At 57.7% G+C, this 14,037-nt stretch carries 17 protein-coding genes; 11 read left to right on the top strand and 6 right to left on the bottom strand.

What is annotated here, in order from left to right; translation table 11 throughout:
* Positions 1-56: 56 nt before the first annotated feature.
* The 7 genes from ffh (at position 57) to K0O24_RS14050 (ending at position 5,603) form a co-directional block, all read left to right on the top strand.
* Positions 57-1,472 (top strand): signal recognition particle protein, encoded by a 1,416-nt coding sequence (gene ffh, locus K0O24_RS14080; protein ID WP_219893334.1) that lies wholly within the window; start codon positions 57-59, stop codon positions 1,470-1,472.
* A gap of 27 nt (positions 1,473-1,499) precedes the next feature.
* Entirely contained in the window at positions 1,500-2,063 is a 564-nt protein-coding gene (rpsP, locus tag K0O24_RS14075; RefSeq protein WP_219893333.1) for a 30S ribosomal protein S16, read from the top strand.
* Between the two features lie 3 nt (positions 2,064-2,066).
* A complete protein-coding gene (gene rimM / locus K0O24_RS14070) occupies positions 2,067-2,546 on the top strand; it encodes a ribosome maturation factor RimM (RefSeq protein WP_219893332.1) in 480 nt (159 codons plus the stop codon).
* Positions 2,543-3,286, top strand: a complete 744-nt coding sequence (gene trmD / locus K0O24_RS14065; protein ID WP_219893331.1) for a tRNA (guanosine(37)-N1)-methyltransferase TrmD — start codon at positions 2,543-2,545, stop codon at positions 3,284-3,286. Before rimM ends, trmD begins: the two co-directional genes overlap by 4 nt.
* A 4-nt stretch (positions 3,287-3,290) precedes the next feature.
* Entirely contained in the window at positions 3,291-3,692 is a 402-nt protein-coding gene (rplS, locus tag K0O24_RS14060) for a 50S ribosomal protein L19 (RefSeq protein WP_219893330.1), read from the top strand.
* Positions 3,693-3,786: 94 nt separating this feature from the next.
* Positions 3,787-4,812: an aspartate-semialdehyde dehydrogenase gene (locus K0O24_RS14055; protein ID WP_219893329.1), complete on the top strand. Its 1,026-nt coding sequence runs from the start codon at positions 3,787-3,789 to the stop codon at positions 4,810-4,812.
* A gap of 5 nt (positions 4,813-4,817) precedes the next feature.
* On the top strand, positions 4,818-5,603 hold the full coding sequence (locus K0O24_RS14050; protein ID WP_219893328.1) for a dimethylarginine dimethylaminohydrolase family protein: 786 nt from the start codon (positions 4,818-4,820) through the stop codon (positions 5,601-5,603).
* A 1-nt stretch (position 5,604) separates the two neighbouring features.
* Here K0O24_RS14050 and K0O24_RS14045 read toward each other — a convergent pair whose 3' ends face one another.
* Positions 5,605-6,672, bottom strand: a complete 1,068-nt coding sequence (locus K0O24_RS14045) for a DUF5694 domain-containing protein (RefSeq protein WP_246611028.1) — start codon at positions 6,670-6,672, stop codon at positions 5,605-5,607.
* Between the two features lie 75 nt (positions 6,673-6,747).
* Between K0O24_RS14045 and K0O24_RS14040 the strand changes: the two genes are divergently transcribed.
* Entirely contained in the window at positions 6,748-7,185 is a 438-nt protein-coding gene (locus tag K0O24_RS14040; protein WP_425514745.1) for a GFA family protein, read from the top strand.
* Positions 7,155-7,931, top strand: a complete 777-nt coding sequence (locus K0O24_RS14035; protein WP_219893327.1) for an alpha/beta fold hydrolase — start codon at positions 7,155-7,157, stop codon at positions 7,929-7,931. Before K0O24_RS14040 ends, K0O24_RS14035 begins: the two co-directional genes overlap by 31 nt.
* A 72-nt stretch (positions 7,932-8,003) precedes the next feature.
* On the opposite strand, the gene ctrA is transcribed toward K0O24_RS14035, so the two are convergent.
* Together ctrA and K0O24_RS14025 are read right to left on the bottom strand one after the other, a co-directional pair.
* Complete coding sequence (gene ctrA / locus K0O24_RS14030) at positions 8,004-8,708, bottom strand: response regulator transcription factor CtrA (RefSeq protein ID WP_219893326.1); 705 nt, start codon at positions 8,706-8,708, stop codon at positions 8,004-8,006.
* A 98-nt stretch (positions 8,709-8,806) separates the two neighbouring features.
* Entirely contained in the window at positions 8,807-9,853 is a 1,047-nt protein-coding gene (locus tag K0O24_RS14025; RefSeq protein WP_219893325.1) for an LLM class flavin-dependent oxidoreductase, read from the bottom strand.
* Positions 9,854-9,945: 92 nt separating this feature from the next.
* Here K0O24_RS14025 and mgtE point away from each other — a divergent pair, with 92 nt between their 5' ends.
* Both mgtE and K0O24_RS14015 read left to right on the top strand, forming a co-directional pair.
* Positions 9,946-11,352, top strand: a complete 1,407-nt coding sequence (gene mgtE, locus K0O24_RS14020; protein WP_219893324.1) for a magnesium transporter — start codon at positions 9,946-9,948, stop codon at positions 11,350-11,352.
* A 3-nt stretch (positions 11,353-11,355) separates the two neighbouring features.
* A complete protein-coding gene (locus K0O24_RS14015; RefSeq protein ID WP_219893323.1) occupies positions 11,356-11,754 on the top strand; it encodes a DUF1489 family protein in 399 nt (132 codons plus the stop codon).
* Here K0O24_RS14015 and K0O24_RS14010 read toward each other — a convergent pair.
* The 3 genes from K0O24_RS14010 to K0O24_RS14000 form a co-directional block, all read right to left on the bottom strand.
* Positions 11,751-12,455 carry a head GIN domain-containing protein gene (locus tag K0O24_RS14010; RefSeq protein WP_219893322.1) on the bottom strand — a complete coding sequence of 235 codons (705 nt, stop codon included), beginning with the start codon at positions 12,453-12,455 and terminating at the stop codon, positions 11,751-11,753. The two genes, K0O24_RS14015 and K0O24_RS14010, sit on opposite strands and share 4 nt — an antisense overlap.
* 44 nt (positions 12,456-12,499) lie before the next feature.
* Positions 12,500-13,225 carry a head GIN domain-containing protein gene (locus K0O24_RS14005; protein WP_219893321.1) on the bottom strand — a complete coding sequence of 242 codons (726 nt, stop codon included), beginning with the start codon at positions 13,223-13,225 and terminating at the stop codon, positions 12,500-12,502.
* 82 nt (positions 13,226-13,307) lie between these two features.
* Positions 13,308-13,847, bottom strand: a complete 540-nt coding sequence (locus K0O24_RS14000; protein WP_219895656.1) for a CarD family transcriptional regulator — start codon at positions 13,845-13,847, stop codon at positions 13,308-13,310.
* Positions 13,848-14,037 lie beyond the last annotated feature (190 nt).

The following is a 14,037-nucleotide window of genomic DNA, read 5'->3' as shown; positions in this document are numbered from 1 at the left end:
CGAGGTTTCGTCCGCCGGCGCTTTGTGTTTTGGGCTAAAGGGAACGGAGCGAACGGATGTTCGAGAGTTTGAGCGATCGGCTGGGCGGGGTCTTTGACCGGCTGCGTGGCCGCGGTGCGCTCAACGAATCCGATGTGCGCGAAGCCATGCGCGAAGTGCGGATCGCGCTTCTCGAAGCGGATGTCGCTCTGCCTGTTGTACGGTCCTTCATTGACAGTGTCACTGACAAGGCGGTTGGTCAGTCCGTCCTGAAATCGATCACGCCCGGCCAGCAGGTCGTGAAGATCGTCAACGATGCGCTCGTCGAAATGCTCGGCAGTGAGGCTGCTGACCTTGAACTGGCGGTAACGCCACCTGCGATCATCATGATGGTCGGGCTGCAGGGCTCGGGTAAGACGACGACAACGGCCAAGATTGCGAAAAAGCTCTCGGAAAAGGATCGCAAGAAGGTCCTGATGGCCTCGCTCGACGTCAATCGGCCGGCGGCACAGGAACAGCTTGCTGTGCTGGGTGAGCAGATTGGCGTTGCAACGCTTCCGGTTGTTGCCGGCCAGCAACCCGTCGATATTGCCAGACGGGCCATGCAGGCTGCGAAGCTTCAAGGCTTTGATGTCCTGATGCTTGATACGGCCGGGCGCCTTCATGTCGATGCCCAGCTGATGGACGAGATGAAGGCCGTCGCGCAGGTATCCGCACCGGATGAAGTGCTTCTTGTCGTTGACGCCTTGACTGGTCAGGATGCGGTCAATGTCGCGAAATCATTCGGCGAACAGGTTTCGCTGACAGGCGTCGTGCTGACGCGCATGGATGGCGACGCGCGCGGTGGCGCTGCCCTGTCGATGCGTGCCGTCACAGGCAAGCCGATCAAGTTCGTTGGGACAGGCGAAAAGCTTGACGGGTTGGACGTCTTCCATCCGGAGCGCGTCGCGGGCCGCATTCTTGGCATGGGCGACGTCGTCAGCCTCGTCGAGCGCGCCGCCGAGACAATCCAGCAGGATGAAGCCGAGGCGCTCGCGGCCAAGATGGCCAAGGGCCAGTTCGACATGAACGACCTGCGCGCGCAATTGGGCCAGATGCGGCGCATGGGCGGCATGGGCGCCTTGATGGGCATGATCCCCGGCATGAAGAAGGCACAGGCGGCCATGGCGCAGTCTGGGGTCGACGACCGGATCCTCATCCGAATGGACGCGATGATCGGCTCAATGACGCCCAAAGAACGCTCCAAGCCCGAGCTGGTCAACGCAAAGCGCAAGATCCGTATCGCCAACGGGTCCGGGACGACAGTCCAGGAGGTGAACAAGCTGCTCAAGATGCATCAGGAGATGAGCACCGCAATGAAGCGGCTCCGCAAGATGGGCGGGATGAAGGGATTGGGCGCGCTGCTTGGCAAGGGCGGCGGGCTCGGAGGATTGATGGGCGGAGGGGCTCCGGGGGGAATCCCCGGGCTGCCGCCTGGCATGTTCAAGCGATAATTTCAGTTCAAAAAAGGAAGACTAAAAATGGCAGTTTCAATTCGTTTGTCGCGTGGCGGTTCCAAGAAGCGCCCTTATTACCGGATCGTGGTTGCGGATGCCCGCAGCCCGCGCGATGGCAATTTCATCGAGAAGATCGGGACTTACAATCCGCTCCTCGCAAAGGATGACGCCAAGCGCGTGACGTTGGACACCGATCGTGCCAAGCATTGGCTGGGTGTTGGTGCGCAACCGACCGATCGGGTTGCTCGTTTCCTTGATGCAGCAGGCCTCCGCGAGCGCGCAGCGCGCAATAACCCGAACAAGGGCAAGCCAGGCGAAAAGGCGCTCGAGCGTCTTGAAGAACAAGCCAAGAAGGCTGAGGAAGCTGCCGAGGCGGCAGCCGCTGCTGCAGCGGCGCCAGAGCCCGAAGCAGTTGAGGAAGTCGCCGCAGAAGAAGCTCCTGCCGAAGTTGCAGCCGAAGAGGCTGCACCTGTCGAGGCTGCGGCCGAGGAAGCTCCTGCAACTGAAGACGCAGCGCCGCCGGCTGACGTTGCCGCCGAAGAAGCTCCTGCCGCTGAAGAAGCTGCCGAGGAAAAGGCTGAGGGCTAAGCCTTGGCACACCGCCCCGTCACACTTGCCGCCATCATTGGTGCGCATGGCGTGACGGGGGATGTGCGACTGAAGCTTTTCGCGGAAGGGCTTGAGAGCCTGACTATGCACAAGAGCTTCAATGATGGAGCCTTGACGCTCAGGAGTCTGCGCCCCGGCAACAATGGCGCGATTGCCCGTTTTGCCGAAGTGTCGGATCGCAATGCGGCCGAAGCGCTGCGTGGCACCGAACTGACTGTGCCGCGTGACGCACTCCCCGCTTTGGCGGAGGGCGAATATTATCACACTGACTTGATTGGTCTTCCTTGCATCTCGACAGACGGCGCAGATCTTGGGACGTGCGTGACAGTCGAGAATTTCGGGGCCGGCGACGTGCTTGAAATCGAGCGTCCGGATGGCAAGCGCTTCATGGTGCCCATGAAAGCGGACGCGGTGCCGGAATGGGGCAGTCGCATCGTCATTGACGCAGCCTTTGTTGCATGACCTTCCGGGCGCAAATCCTGACCCTTTATCCGGAGATGTTTCCGGGTCCATTGGGTATCTCCATCGCAGGGCGCGCGCTGGAGGAAGGCGTCTGGTCCTGCCAGCCGATTCAGATCAGGGATTTCGCAACAGACAAGCACCGTACGGTTGATGATACGCCAGCGGGTGGGGGAGCAGGGATGGTCCTGCGGGCAGATGTACTTGCCGCCGCAGTTGATCATGCCCTCACGGCCCTGCCAGACGCGCCTCTTCTCGCCATGACGCCGCGCGGCAAGCCGTTGACCCAGGCGCGCGTTCGACAGCTCGCGAGGGGCCCCGGCGTGACGATCCTGTGCGGCCGTTTTGAGGGCTTTGACGAGCGGATTTTTGAAGCTCGCCCCATTGAGGAAGTGTCGATGGGAGACATAGTTCTGTCCGGAGGAGAGCCTGCTGCACTGATGCTTCTGGACGCTTGCATTCGCTTGCTTCCCGGCGTAATGGGCGCGGCTTCAAGCGGTTTCGAAGAGTCCTTTGAAAACGGACTATTAGAATATCCGCACTATACCCGACCTGCTGAGTGGGAAGGGCGCACGATCCCCGAAGTGCTGCGATCGGGGGATCATGCGAAAATCGCTGCCTGGCGGAAACAAAGGGCGGAGGATGATACACGGTTACGCAGGCCGGACCTTTGGGAGCGCCATGAGGGCACTCGGGACCAGTCTGCCTCTGGCGCGCGGCGGAAGACTAAGAAGGATAAGTGAGGCAATGAACCTCATTCAAACGATCGAAGCGGAACAGATCGCAAAATTGACCGCAAGCAAGAAGATCCCTGACTTTCGTCCGGGCGACACGTTGAAAGTTGGCGTGCGCGTCGTCGAAGGCGAACGCACCCGCGTCCAGAACTATGAGGGCGTGTGCATTGCGCGTTCCAACAAGGGAATGGGCTCGAACTTCACGGTTCGCAAGATCTCGTTCGGTGAAGGCGTGGAACGCGTTTTCCCGCTCTATTCGCCCAACATCGACAGCATTGAAGTCGTCCGCAAGGGCGCCGTGCGTCGTGCCAAGCTCTATTATCTGCGTGGTCGCCGCGGCAAATCGGCGCGTATCGCCGAACGTCGCGACACACGAATTACCGACACCGCGAAAACTGTGGCTGAAGAGGCCTGATCCCGCGCGTTTGAACAAACGAATGACCGAAAGGGCCGGGATCCACACAGGGTTCCGGCCCTTTCTTTTGAGTTGAAGACTGAAGGAAGACATCATGGGCTACCGAGTTGTTGTTGCAGGCGCCACGGGCAATGTGGGCCGCGAAATGTTGAACATCCTCGCAGAGCGGGAGTTCCCCATCGACGAGATTGCTGTGCTCGCGTCGTCGCGCTCGACTGGAGACGAGATCGAATTCGGCGATACCGGCAAGAAACTGCGCGTGCAGAACATCGAGCATTTCGATTGGGCTGGATGGGACATTGCGCTGTTCGCCATCGGTTCGGAAGCGACAAAGAAATATGCTCCCATTTCTGCGGCTGCGGGATGTGTCGTGATCGACAACAGCTCACTGTATCGGATGGATCCGGATGTGCCGCTCATTGTGCCGGAAGTGAACCCTGACGCAATCGACGGATACAAGGCGCGCAACATCATCGCCAATCCCAATTGCTCGACGGCGCAGATGGTGGTGGCCTTGAAGCCCCTGCACGATGAAGCAAAGATCACGCGGGTTGTCGTGGCGACGTACCAGTCCGTTTCCGGAGCCGGCAAGGAAGGGATGGACGAACTTTTCGAACAGTCACGCAACATATTTGTGGGCGATCCGGCCGAGCCGAAGAAGTTCACAAAGCAGATCGCCTTCAATGTGATACCGCATATCGACAGTTTCCTTGATGATGGCTTCACCAAGGAAGAATGGAAGATGGTCGTTGAAACCAAGAAAATCCTCGATCCAAAGATCAAGGTCGTTGCAACTTGCGTTCGCGTGCCCGTGTTCGTGGGGCATTCGGAAGCGCTTCACGTCGAATTCGAGAACGAGATTTCAGCGAAGAAGGCGCAATCCATCCTGCGTGAAGCGCCGGGTGTGATGCTCGTCGACAAGCGAGAGAATGGTGGATACGTCACGCCCATCGAATGCGTTGGTGACTATGCAACCTTCGTCAGTCGCGTGCGCGAAGATCCGACCGTGGAAAACGGCCTCGCGCTCTGGTGCGTCTCGGACAATCTGCGCAAGGGCGCTGCGCTCAATGCGGTGCAAATCGCAGAGCTGCTCGGACGGCGGCACCTGAAGAAGGGCTGATCGCAATGACCGGTTTCTTCGATTTCACTCAAGCAATCGTCCGAAAACCCGGTCTTTCGGTGATCAGCGGTCTGCGAGAAGGCGACGGCGCAGATCCCGACTATGTCAGTCTTTGCAAAGAGCATGACGACTATGTTGCGGCCTTGCGGCATGCGGGCGTTTCCGTTGACGTGCTTGAAGCCGCCGAACCCTATCCGGATTCTGTCTTCGTTGAGGATGCGGCTCTTGTCTTCGAAACGGGCGCACTACTGCTCAGACCGGGGGCGTCAAGTCGGGCAGGAGAGGCGGCCTTGCTGTTGCCCGCGCTCAAAAGGCATTTCGAAACAGTGCTCACCATGGATGAAGGCCATGTGGATGGGGGCGACATTCTCGCCACGCCGAATGCTGTGGTCATCGGCCTGTCCCACCGCACCGATCGCAAGGGGGCAGAATTACTTGCCATTCTGCTTGCGCGGCTTGGCAAGAAGGCGGTGATTGAGCAGACACCGGCCTCAATACTGCACTTCAAGACCGGCTGTGGGATGATCGATGAGGAAACTGTTCTCGCGGTGCCGGAAATGGCAGGGTGCGGCGCGTTCAATTCTCTTCGCGTTCTGGTGACTCCTGAGGGAGAAGAGGGGGCGGCAAACGTCCTTCGTGTAGGGTCGAACGTCTTGATCGGGCAACACTGGGCGAAAACCAGAGACATGATCGAACGCCTGGGGATTGAGACCTTGGCACTTCCCGTCACTGAGATTGCCAAGCTTGATGCCGGCCTGTCCTGCATGTCATTGCGCTGGCAGGGGCGCTGACCTACTTGATTACATCGAGCGGATCGACAAGCTGTACTTCATGCATCATGCCTAGATAGGTGTCATAATAAGGCTTGTGTGATGAGCCGACGATTGCGAGGACACGCGCTCCAGGATTGTTGCCAAAGGAGGATCGCAAATTTGCGACCATGCGCAAATTGCGGGTCTCCCACCAGGCAACATATTGGCGACCGTAATAGGGTGCAGCCTTGTCTTTCAGGGCAGCACCGAAATCTGCATCGATATTGTTCTTGAGGGACTTTGGATCATTGATGAAGCGATACCAGTCAATGATCGACTGGTCTTCTGCTGGCGCGTCAAGCTTCTTGCGATAATCAGACAACGACTTGCCTGCTGCGTGCCAAACTGCGGTGATCGCCTTTTCAAAGTCGGGGCCGAGGTCGGCAGTAACGCTATCCGCACTATGGTCGTCGACAGGGTGGACCCGTTCAAGGCCCAGGCGTGCCGCCAGTGCTGCCGCTATGGCATAATTCTCGTTCATCCGCGATTTTCGCTGATTCAATTCGTCGACAAGCGCGGAATCGAGGCCGTCTCCGGCATGGCGCTCCGCCTCTGGCAGTCGCAGCCACTGGACCAAGGCCGACGACCGGTCATTCGCTGCGGAAAACAATGCGGCAAGTCGCCTGCGATCCGCTGGCGTTGGGGCGGCGGGCCAGGCGACCAGCGCAGACTTGACCTTGGCGACGGCGGTAGGAACGTCGAGACCGGTCGCCTTGCTCGCGGCATCCGTGCTTGCGCAATATTGGTCTGCCGTACCAGGATAGATGGCGGCGTATCGAACAAGCATATCGCAATCGGCTCCCGAAAGGGCTTCGATCGCAATGATGTCCGGCTTGAAGGCCGCGAGCCGGTCGAGAAGAGGCTTCAGTCGTTCCGGCCTGAAGTCTTTTGGTAAGCCAGCAAGATGGGTTGTACCGAGCACCATGACCTTCGTAGGAGGACCGGCAAGGCTCTTGTTCCAGTCAGCAATCCTGGGCGTGGATGGTTTCCCGCTCGCCACAGTTGGCGCACAGGCAAGGATCATGGCAATAAGGGCAAAGTATTTCAATTGGGCCTCGTGATGGGTGTATTATTCGAGTATATCACTTAGATTCGTGTGAGCGTCAACAGGAAGGGCAGAACAGTGCACATTCTTTCGGGCGGCTGCCAGTGCGGGCGCATTCGGTACACGGTCGAGATTGAACAATTTGACGCCTATCTCTGCCATTGCCGTATGTGCCAGCGGGCAACGGGTGGCGTGTCGATTGCATTCAAGAATGTGCCGCGCGTCAATCAGGCGTGGGAGACGGAGCCGGACCGATTTGCCAGTTCGCCCTTTGCCAATCGCCTGTTCTGCAGCGCATGCGGGACGCCATTGGGCTTCGAATATGTCGACAGCCCAAATCGCGATATCACAATCGGCAGTTTTGACGATCCGTCGCAATTCTTCCCGACAAGCAATTTCGGCGTCGAAAGCCGTCATGATGCCTGGAGCGACACGAGCGCCTTGCCGGGCCAGCGTTGCGAAGACTATGCGCCCCTTGTGGATCGATGGAAGACTTCAGGAAAGCCAATGCCGTGACCAGTTTTATCAAAGTCGCTGACGGCACGCGTCTCGCCTGGCGCGAGATGGGCACGGGTAGGCCGCTGCTGCTGATCCATGGCTATATCAGTGATGCAGCGACAAACTGGGTCACTTACGGCACGGCGGCGCAACTGGCGGCTGCCGGCTATCGCTGCATTATGCCCGATCTGCGAGCGCATGGCGCGAGCGACAAGCCCCACGCGGCATCCGCCTATCCGCAAGACGTGCTTGCTGATGATCAATGTGCGCTTGTCGATCATCTCGGGCTCATCGATTTTGACCTGGTCGGATATTCGCTTGGTGCACGCACCGCGGCCCGAATGCTCGCCAAGGGCTTGCGCCCCGGAAAGGCCATCCTGTCGGGCATGGGACTTGAAGGGCTCACAAACACCGGCCATCGCCGTGCGCATTTCCGAAATATACTGCGCAACATCGGGCACCATGCAAAAGGTTCGCCCGAATGGATGGCAGAAGCCTTTCTGAAGACGACGGGTGGCGATCCCGTGGCGCTCGACATGATCCTTGATACTTTTGTCGATACCCCGCGAGAAGCCTTGGCCGAGCTCGACTTGCCCATTGGCGTGGTATGTGGCGTTGACGATCAGGACAATGGGTCTGCAGCGGCCCTTGCCGCATTGCTGCCGCAGGGCGAACTGATTTCCATACCGGGCAATCACATGAGCGCAGTGACCAAGCCGGATTTTGGCCAGGCGCTTGTTGGCTATTTGCAAAAAGGCCGATGAAGCTGAGCTTCACCGGCCTCCTTACGCCCCCCGGGTAGAAACGGGAATTGGTCGATTTGGCTTTTGGGCGCGTCAGGCCACTTGTGCCAGACCTTCGCCTTCGTCGGCTTCGCGCAGCACATAGCCGCGTCCCCAGACGGTCTCGATGTAGTTTTCACCACCGCAGGCCAACGCGAGTTTCTTGCGCAGCTTGCAGATGAAAACGTCAATAATCTTGAGTTCCGGTTCGTCCATGCCGCCATATAGATGGTTGAGGAACATTTCCTTGGTCAGCGTCGTGCCCTTCCGCAAGGAGAGCAGTTCGAGCATTGCATATTCCTTGCCGGTCAGATGGACACGGCTGCCATCGACTTCCACAGTCTTGGCATCGAGATTGACGGCAAGCTTGCCGGTGCGAATGACGGATTGCGAATGGCCCTTCGAACGACGGACAACGGCATGAATGCGCGCCACCAGCTCTTCGCGGTGGAAGGGCTTGGTGACATAATCGTCAGCACCGAAGCCGAATGAGCGCACCTTGGAATCCATTTCGCTGATGCCTGACAGGATCAGGACCGGAGTCTGGACCTTGGCGACACGAAGCCGCTTTAGAACGTCATAGCCGTGCATATCCGGCAGGTTCAGGTCGAGACAGATGATGTCGTAGTCGTAGAGTTTGCCCAGATCGAGGCCTTCTTCGCCCAAGTCTGTGGTGTAGACATTAAAGCCTTCATTGGTGAGCATGAGCTCGATTGCCTTGGCAGTCGTCGGCTCATCCTCGATCAGCAAAACACGCATGGGCAGCCCCCTTTTGTTAGTCCATCGTGGCAACGGTGCCCCTTCACCGTGGCCTCCGCGCAAACTCTATTAACCAAAAATGTAATGAAGGGAAAAGGTTAATTTTGCGTAAACCCGCCTGACTCCACGAGTCGCGCGCCATCAAGAGCAAAAGCTTCGGCAACCAGTTGGTAACTTCGGCACCGTGCAGCGTGATCATGCATGATATTCACGAGCATCATTTCATCTGCGCCATAAAGGCGTGCAACCTCGTCCAACGCCTCTCGGACGTCTGCTCCTGTGCCGAGCGTAACGCGCCGCCCACGGTCCGGTAAAGGCCTGTCTCTGGCCCATTCTTCTGCCTTTTCAACAGAAGGGACGGCAATAAGCTCCCCGCGGACCAGATGTGCAAACATGACCTGTGCCGGCAAGGCCTGGCGTTTGGACTCTTCCATGGTGTCTGCCGCGATCACCCAGGTTGCAACCATCAGATGCGGCTTTTCAAGCCAGCGGGACGGCCGAAATGTTGAACGATAGATATCTGCGAGTGGAACGGCGTCCGAATTGATGAAATCGGCAATGCAATAGGGAAGGCCGGTTTCCCCAGCCCAGGCGGCGCTGTCTGGCGAAGAACCCAGCAACCACAGATCGGGAGATCCCCCATGACCACTTGGGAGGGTGTCGCGCAATGAAGCGAATGGATGGTCAGCAGGAAGGCCATCCCCCAGATATGCAATGATCTCTGCAAGGTTTTGCGGAAAGTCATTGATCGGCATTTGCCTTGTCCGATCACGCTGCAACGCAAAGGCTGTGCGTTGATCGGATCCTGGCGCACGTCCGAGCCCCAGATCGATCCGTCCGGGAGCCAATGCGGCAAGCATGCGAAACGTTTCTGCCACCTTGAAGGGCGAATAGTGCGGCAACATGATACCGCCAGAGCCCACTCTCATCCGTTTAGTGGCCAGGGCGACGGGACCGATCAACGCTTCCGGCGCCACGCCGGCCAGCCCCGGCGACGCATGGTGCTCGGCCAACCAGTAACGATCATAACCGAAAGCATCGCAACGTTGCGCAAGGTCGATCGTGTTTGCAAGCGCATCGGCGGCGGTTTGCCCGTCCGGAATGGGAGACTGGTCCAGGACGGACAGGCGATAAGGCATTGTCATGCAGTTCTCATACTCGGGATTTCGAGACTCGCCAGCCTTGCCTTTCCGATCGAGCAGGATTAGTCGGACAGCTTACCAAAGCGGAGGGCAAGATGAGCGAAGCTGATCCGATCCGCACAGAAGATTTTGTCGCCGATCCCCATCTCGATGAAGACGACCAGCTGAAGTCTGTGTTTGTCCGTCAGGTTTTCGATGCTGTCGAGGCTGGCGAGGACGAGCGCGTGCGTGAATTGGTTTCGCCGCTTCATCCCGCTGACATTGCAGACCTTTTCGAACAGGCGCCCTCTGAGCTGCGGTCGGCGTTCGCGGCTTCGCTTGCGGAGTTGCTGGACGGTGATGTGATCGCAGAATTGAACGATCATGTTCGCGAAGAACTGATCGACACGCTCGATCCGCGCGAAGTCGCCGATATCGCCAGTGAACTCGAAACTGACGACGCAGTCGCAATCATTGAGGATATGGAGGAGGAAGACCAGCGTGCAGTCTTGCGCGAACTTTCTCCCGATGATCGCGCGGCAATCGAAGAAGCGCTCTCTTACCCGGAGGAATCTGCCGGTCGCCTGATGCAGCGCGACCTTATTGCCGTTCCGGAACATATGACGGTCGGCGACGTAATTGATTATCTCAGGGATAATCAGGATCTTACGACCGATTTCTGGGAAGTCTTCGTCGTTGATCCGCAACACAAGCCAATTGGAACAGCGCACCTGAGCTGGATCCTGCGCACGCCGCGCAATGTCGGCATGTCCGATGTGATGAAGCGGGAACAAACTCTGATCCCGGTTGACATGGATCAGGAAGAGGTTGCTCTTCGTTTCCAGAAATATGCCCTGATTTCGGCGGCTGTCGTCGATCCATCCGGTCGGCTGGTGGGAATGATAACGGTCGATGATGTTGTTCACATCATCCAGGAAGAGGCAAGCGAGGATATCCTCAAACTCTCGGGCGCGGGTGATGGCGACATCAACGAGCCGATTATCATGACCGTTCGGACACGTTTGACATGGTTGATAGTCAACCTTGGCACAGCGATTATTGCCTCTTCAGTGGTTGGCCTGTTTCAAGGCGAGATTGCGAAGCTGGCGCTCTTGGCCGTGCTCATGCCTATCGTTTCAGGCATGGGAGGCAATGCCGGGACACAGACACTTGCGGTGGTCGTGCGAGCGCTTGCGATCAATCAACTGACAGATTCCAACACTGTCAGGATGATCTTCCGAGAGTTCCGAATTGCGCTTGCGAACGGCGCCGCGCTCGGGCTTTTGATCGGAACCGGGGTCGCCTTCGTTTTCGGTATTCCCGAGCTTGGTTTGGTGATCGGGGTTGCGATGATTCTCAACAATCTTGTTGCTGGCCTTTCTGGTATACTCATCCCCGTTACACTGGACCGGCTGCGGATTGATCCAGCGGTCTCATCTGCCGTTTTTGTGACAATGATGACGGACGTCATGGGATTCTTCAGCTTTCTGGGTCTTGCGGCGCTCGCTGGACTTGCGAGTTGATGCATGCTGCATATCACGCGCATAGCCTTTGCCTGCGACAGTTTTGCCACGCTTGCAGATCGGATGACATCACGCGCAACAGAAGGCAAAGTTCGCCTGACGACCCGATACCGTCCAAAGCGGCATGAGGAACTCGTCGGCGGGTCGCTGTACTGGATCCTGAAGCATCGGTTGGTCGCGCGCAGCGAAATCCTGGGGTTTGAGGACGCCGAAGGCGGCCGCACTTATATCGTCCTGTCAGACAAGCTGGTCCCTGTAGTGCCAGTGCCGCGCAGAGCGCATCAGGGCTGGCGATATCTTGCTGCAGTCGATGCTCCGCCGGATTTTGGCGATACGACCAGCTCCGGAGAGGCATTGCCGCCGGAGTTGACAGAACAGCTTGCTGAGATTGGACTCTTCTAATTCCCGCAGTCGACCGTGCCGACGCCCAAATTTTCAACCAGACAGCTCGGGCCCCCGGTAACGCGCACTTCGCCCGGCCCAGTCTGTTTGATATCAGCCGTCCGAAATGCCTTTGCGATGACCCGCCCCGATGTTGCTGACTCGATCTTGAGATCACTGGCGTTGAGCATCGCCGCGTCGATATCGCCCGAACCGCTGACTTTCATACTGATATTCTTGGCGCTGCCGCCCAGGGAAATCCGTCCGGATCCGCTTAGATAGACATCCGCCGCATCGGAGGTGAGCTTGGCAACGTTTAAAAGCCCGCCTCCGTTGAGGGTGATATTTGTCGAGATCCCTCGCAGCTCCGCAACGGTGATCGAGCCCGCACCCAGGAGCCTCACACCTTTGAGCTGTGGCAGTACGACAAGGACCTTAGCTGCGGGGTGGGGCTCTTCCTTCCAGCTTGATCGGGCCCGGGTCAGTGTCTGTATGGTCAGGATGCCGCCGCTAGACGTGACCGAGACAATGTCGAGCGCTTGCGTGTCACCGATCGCAGTCACCGATGTTGCGCGGCCCGGCTGTATGGTGACATTGAATGGGCCAAACACCTGCACCCGATCAAAATCGGAGATTGCATAACGCTTTTCGGCTGCGCCGACTGATCCGGCAGCAAGGAAAGTCAGAAATGCGGGAACAAGGGAAAATGGCCGGAATTTCATTAGGCCACCATAAGCCCCAGACCATGCATCGTCGAGTGCTTGCCTCAGACCTTGCAGGATACGCTGCCTGACCCCAGGCTCGACGTCTTGCATTTGTCAGTGCCGGTAATTGTCACGTCGCCTGACCCCATGACTGAAACCGAAGCACTGCCGGTCGCCCGCGCTTCGACATTGCCGGATCCGGCGAGTGAAATATCAGCGGTTTCCGCCTCAAGCGCGCGTGCGGCTACATTGCCAGATCCAGCTCCGGAGATTTCGAGTGTCCCGACCTTCCCGGCAATTGCGATATCGCCTGATCCTGCGAGGCTCAGGTCAGCTGACTTCGCTTGAAGCTTGCCGATTTTGAGATTGCCCGACCCAGCTAGCGATACCTTGAACGATTCAGAGGTCGCATTGTCGATGGTCAGGTCGCCCGAACCTGCAAGGCTCGCTCCCTGTATGGCTGGCATCACCACTCTCACCTTGACCTCGTCGGCCTTTTGCGGCCAGCCGATATGCCAGCTTGAGCCAGACTTCCGACCTATTTTGAGAACGCCGTCATCGACCAGGATTTCGAGCCGATCCAGTTCATCGGACGGTCCGGTCGCGGAAACAGAGAAATCCTTCCCCACGACAACCTCGACATCGTCAGACCCACGCAAGGCCACTTTGTCAAAATTGGCAACTGCAAAAGTCCGCGAGCTTGTCGCAGACGAAGATGCAGCGCCACTTTCGGCGTGGCCGCAAGATGCAAGCAGGATGGCTGGAAAAGCAACGAGCACAAAGCGCATAAAAAGTCTCCAGGGTTGTGTATTACTCGAATAATACACAACCCTGGAGTGCGATCAAGCTAATTTGGTGAGGGCGACCCGCTCAGGCGTCGACTGGAACCGCTGACTTGTTATAGATTTCGGCAGCTTTCTTCAAAATCTCGATCAGCTTCTGGACGGCGGTTGGCTCATCCACCTGCTCCATTGCAGCGAGTTCGCGCGCAAGCCGGCTACAGGCAGCCTCAAAAATTTGCCTTTCAGAGTAGCTCTGTTCCGGCTGATCTTCGGCGCGGAAGAGGTCACGAACGACTTCGGCAATCGATACAAGATCCCCGGAATTGATTTTGGCTTCATACTCTTGGGCACGCCGGGACCACATTGTCCGCTTGACCTTTGGCTTGCCTTTCAGGGTTTGAAGGGCTTCCTGCATCTGCTTGTCAGATGAAAGTTTCCGCATGCCAACACTTTCAGCCTTGTTTGTCGGAACGCGCAGGGTCATTTTTTCCTTTTCAAAGCGCAGCACATAAAGTTCGAGCGACATGCCGGCGATTTCAGAATTTTGAAGTTCGATAACGCGACCGACGCCGTGTTTTGGATAAACAACATAGTCACCAACAATAAAATCCAACGCGCTTGAAGCCATGTGTTTCAACCTTTCCGATGATGTGCGCGACAATGCCAGCGGCCCGAATCCGCAGTGGCGGATCGGCTGTTCAGCTGAGGCGTCTAAAAAATCTCCTTCACGAATGCGGGCGCATCCGCTTCTCGAGAAGGCTTGTAGCAGATTCGCAACAAAAATGCCAGCCTTCGTCCAATTATTGCGTGACATGCTG

Origin of the sequence: Aquisediminimonas profunda, from assembly GCF_019443285.1 — a bacterium.
GTDB classification, from domain to species: domain Bacteria; phylum Pseudomonadota; class Alphaproteobacteria; order Sphingomonadales; family Sphingomonadaceae; genus Aquisediminimonas; species Aquisediminimonas profunda.
Note: the sequence above shows the minus strand (reverse complement) of the source record. Positions and strands in the feature narration are given on the sequence as shown.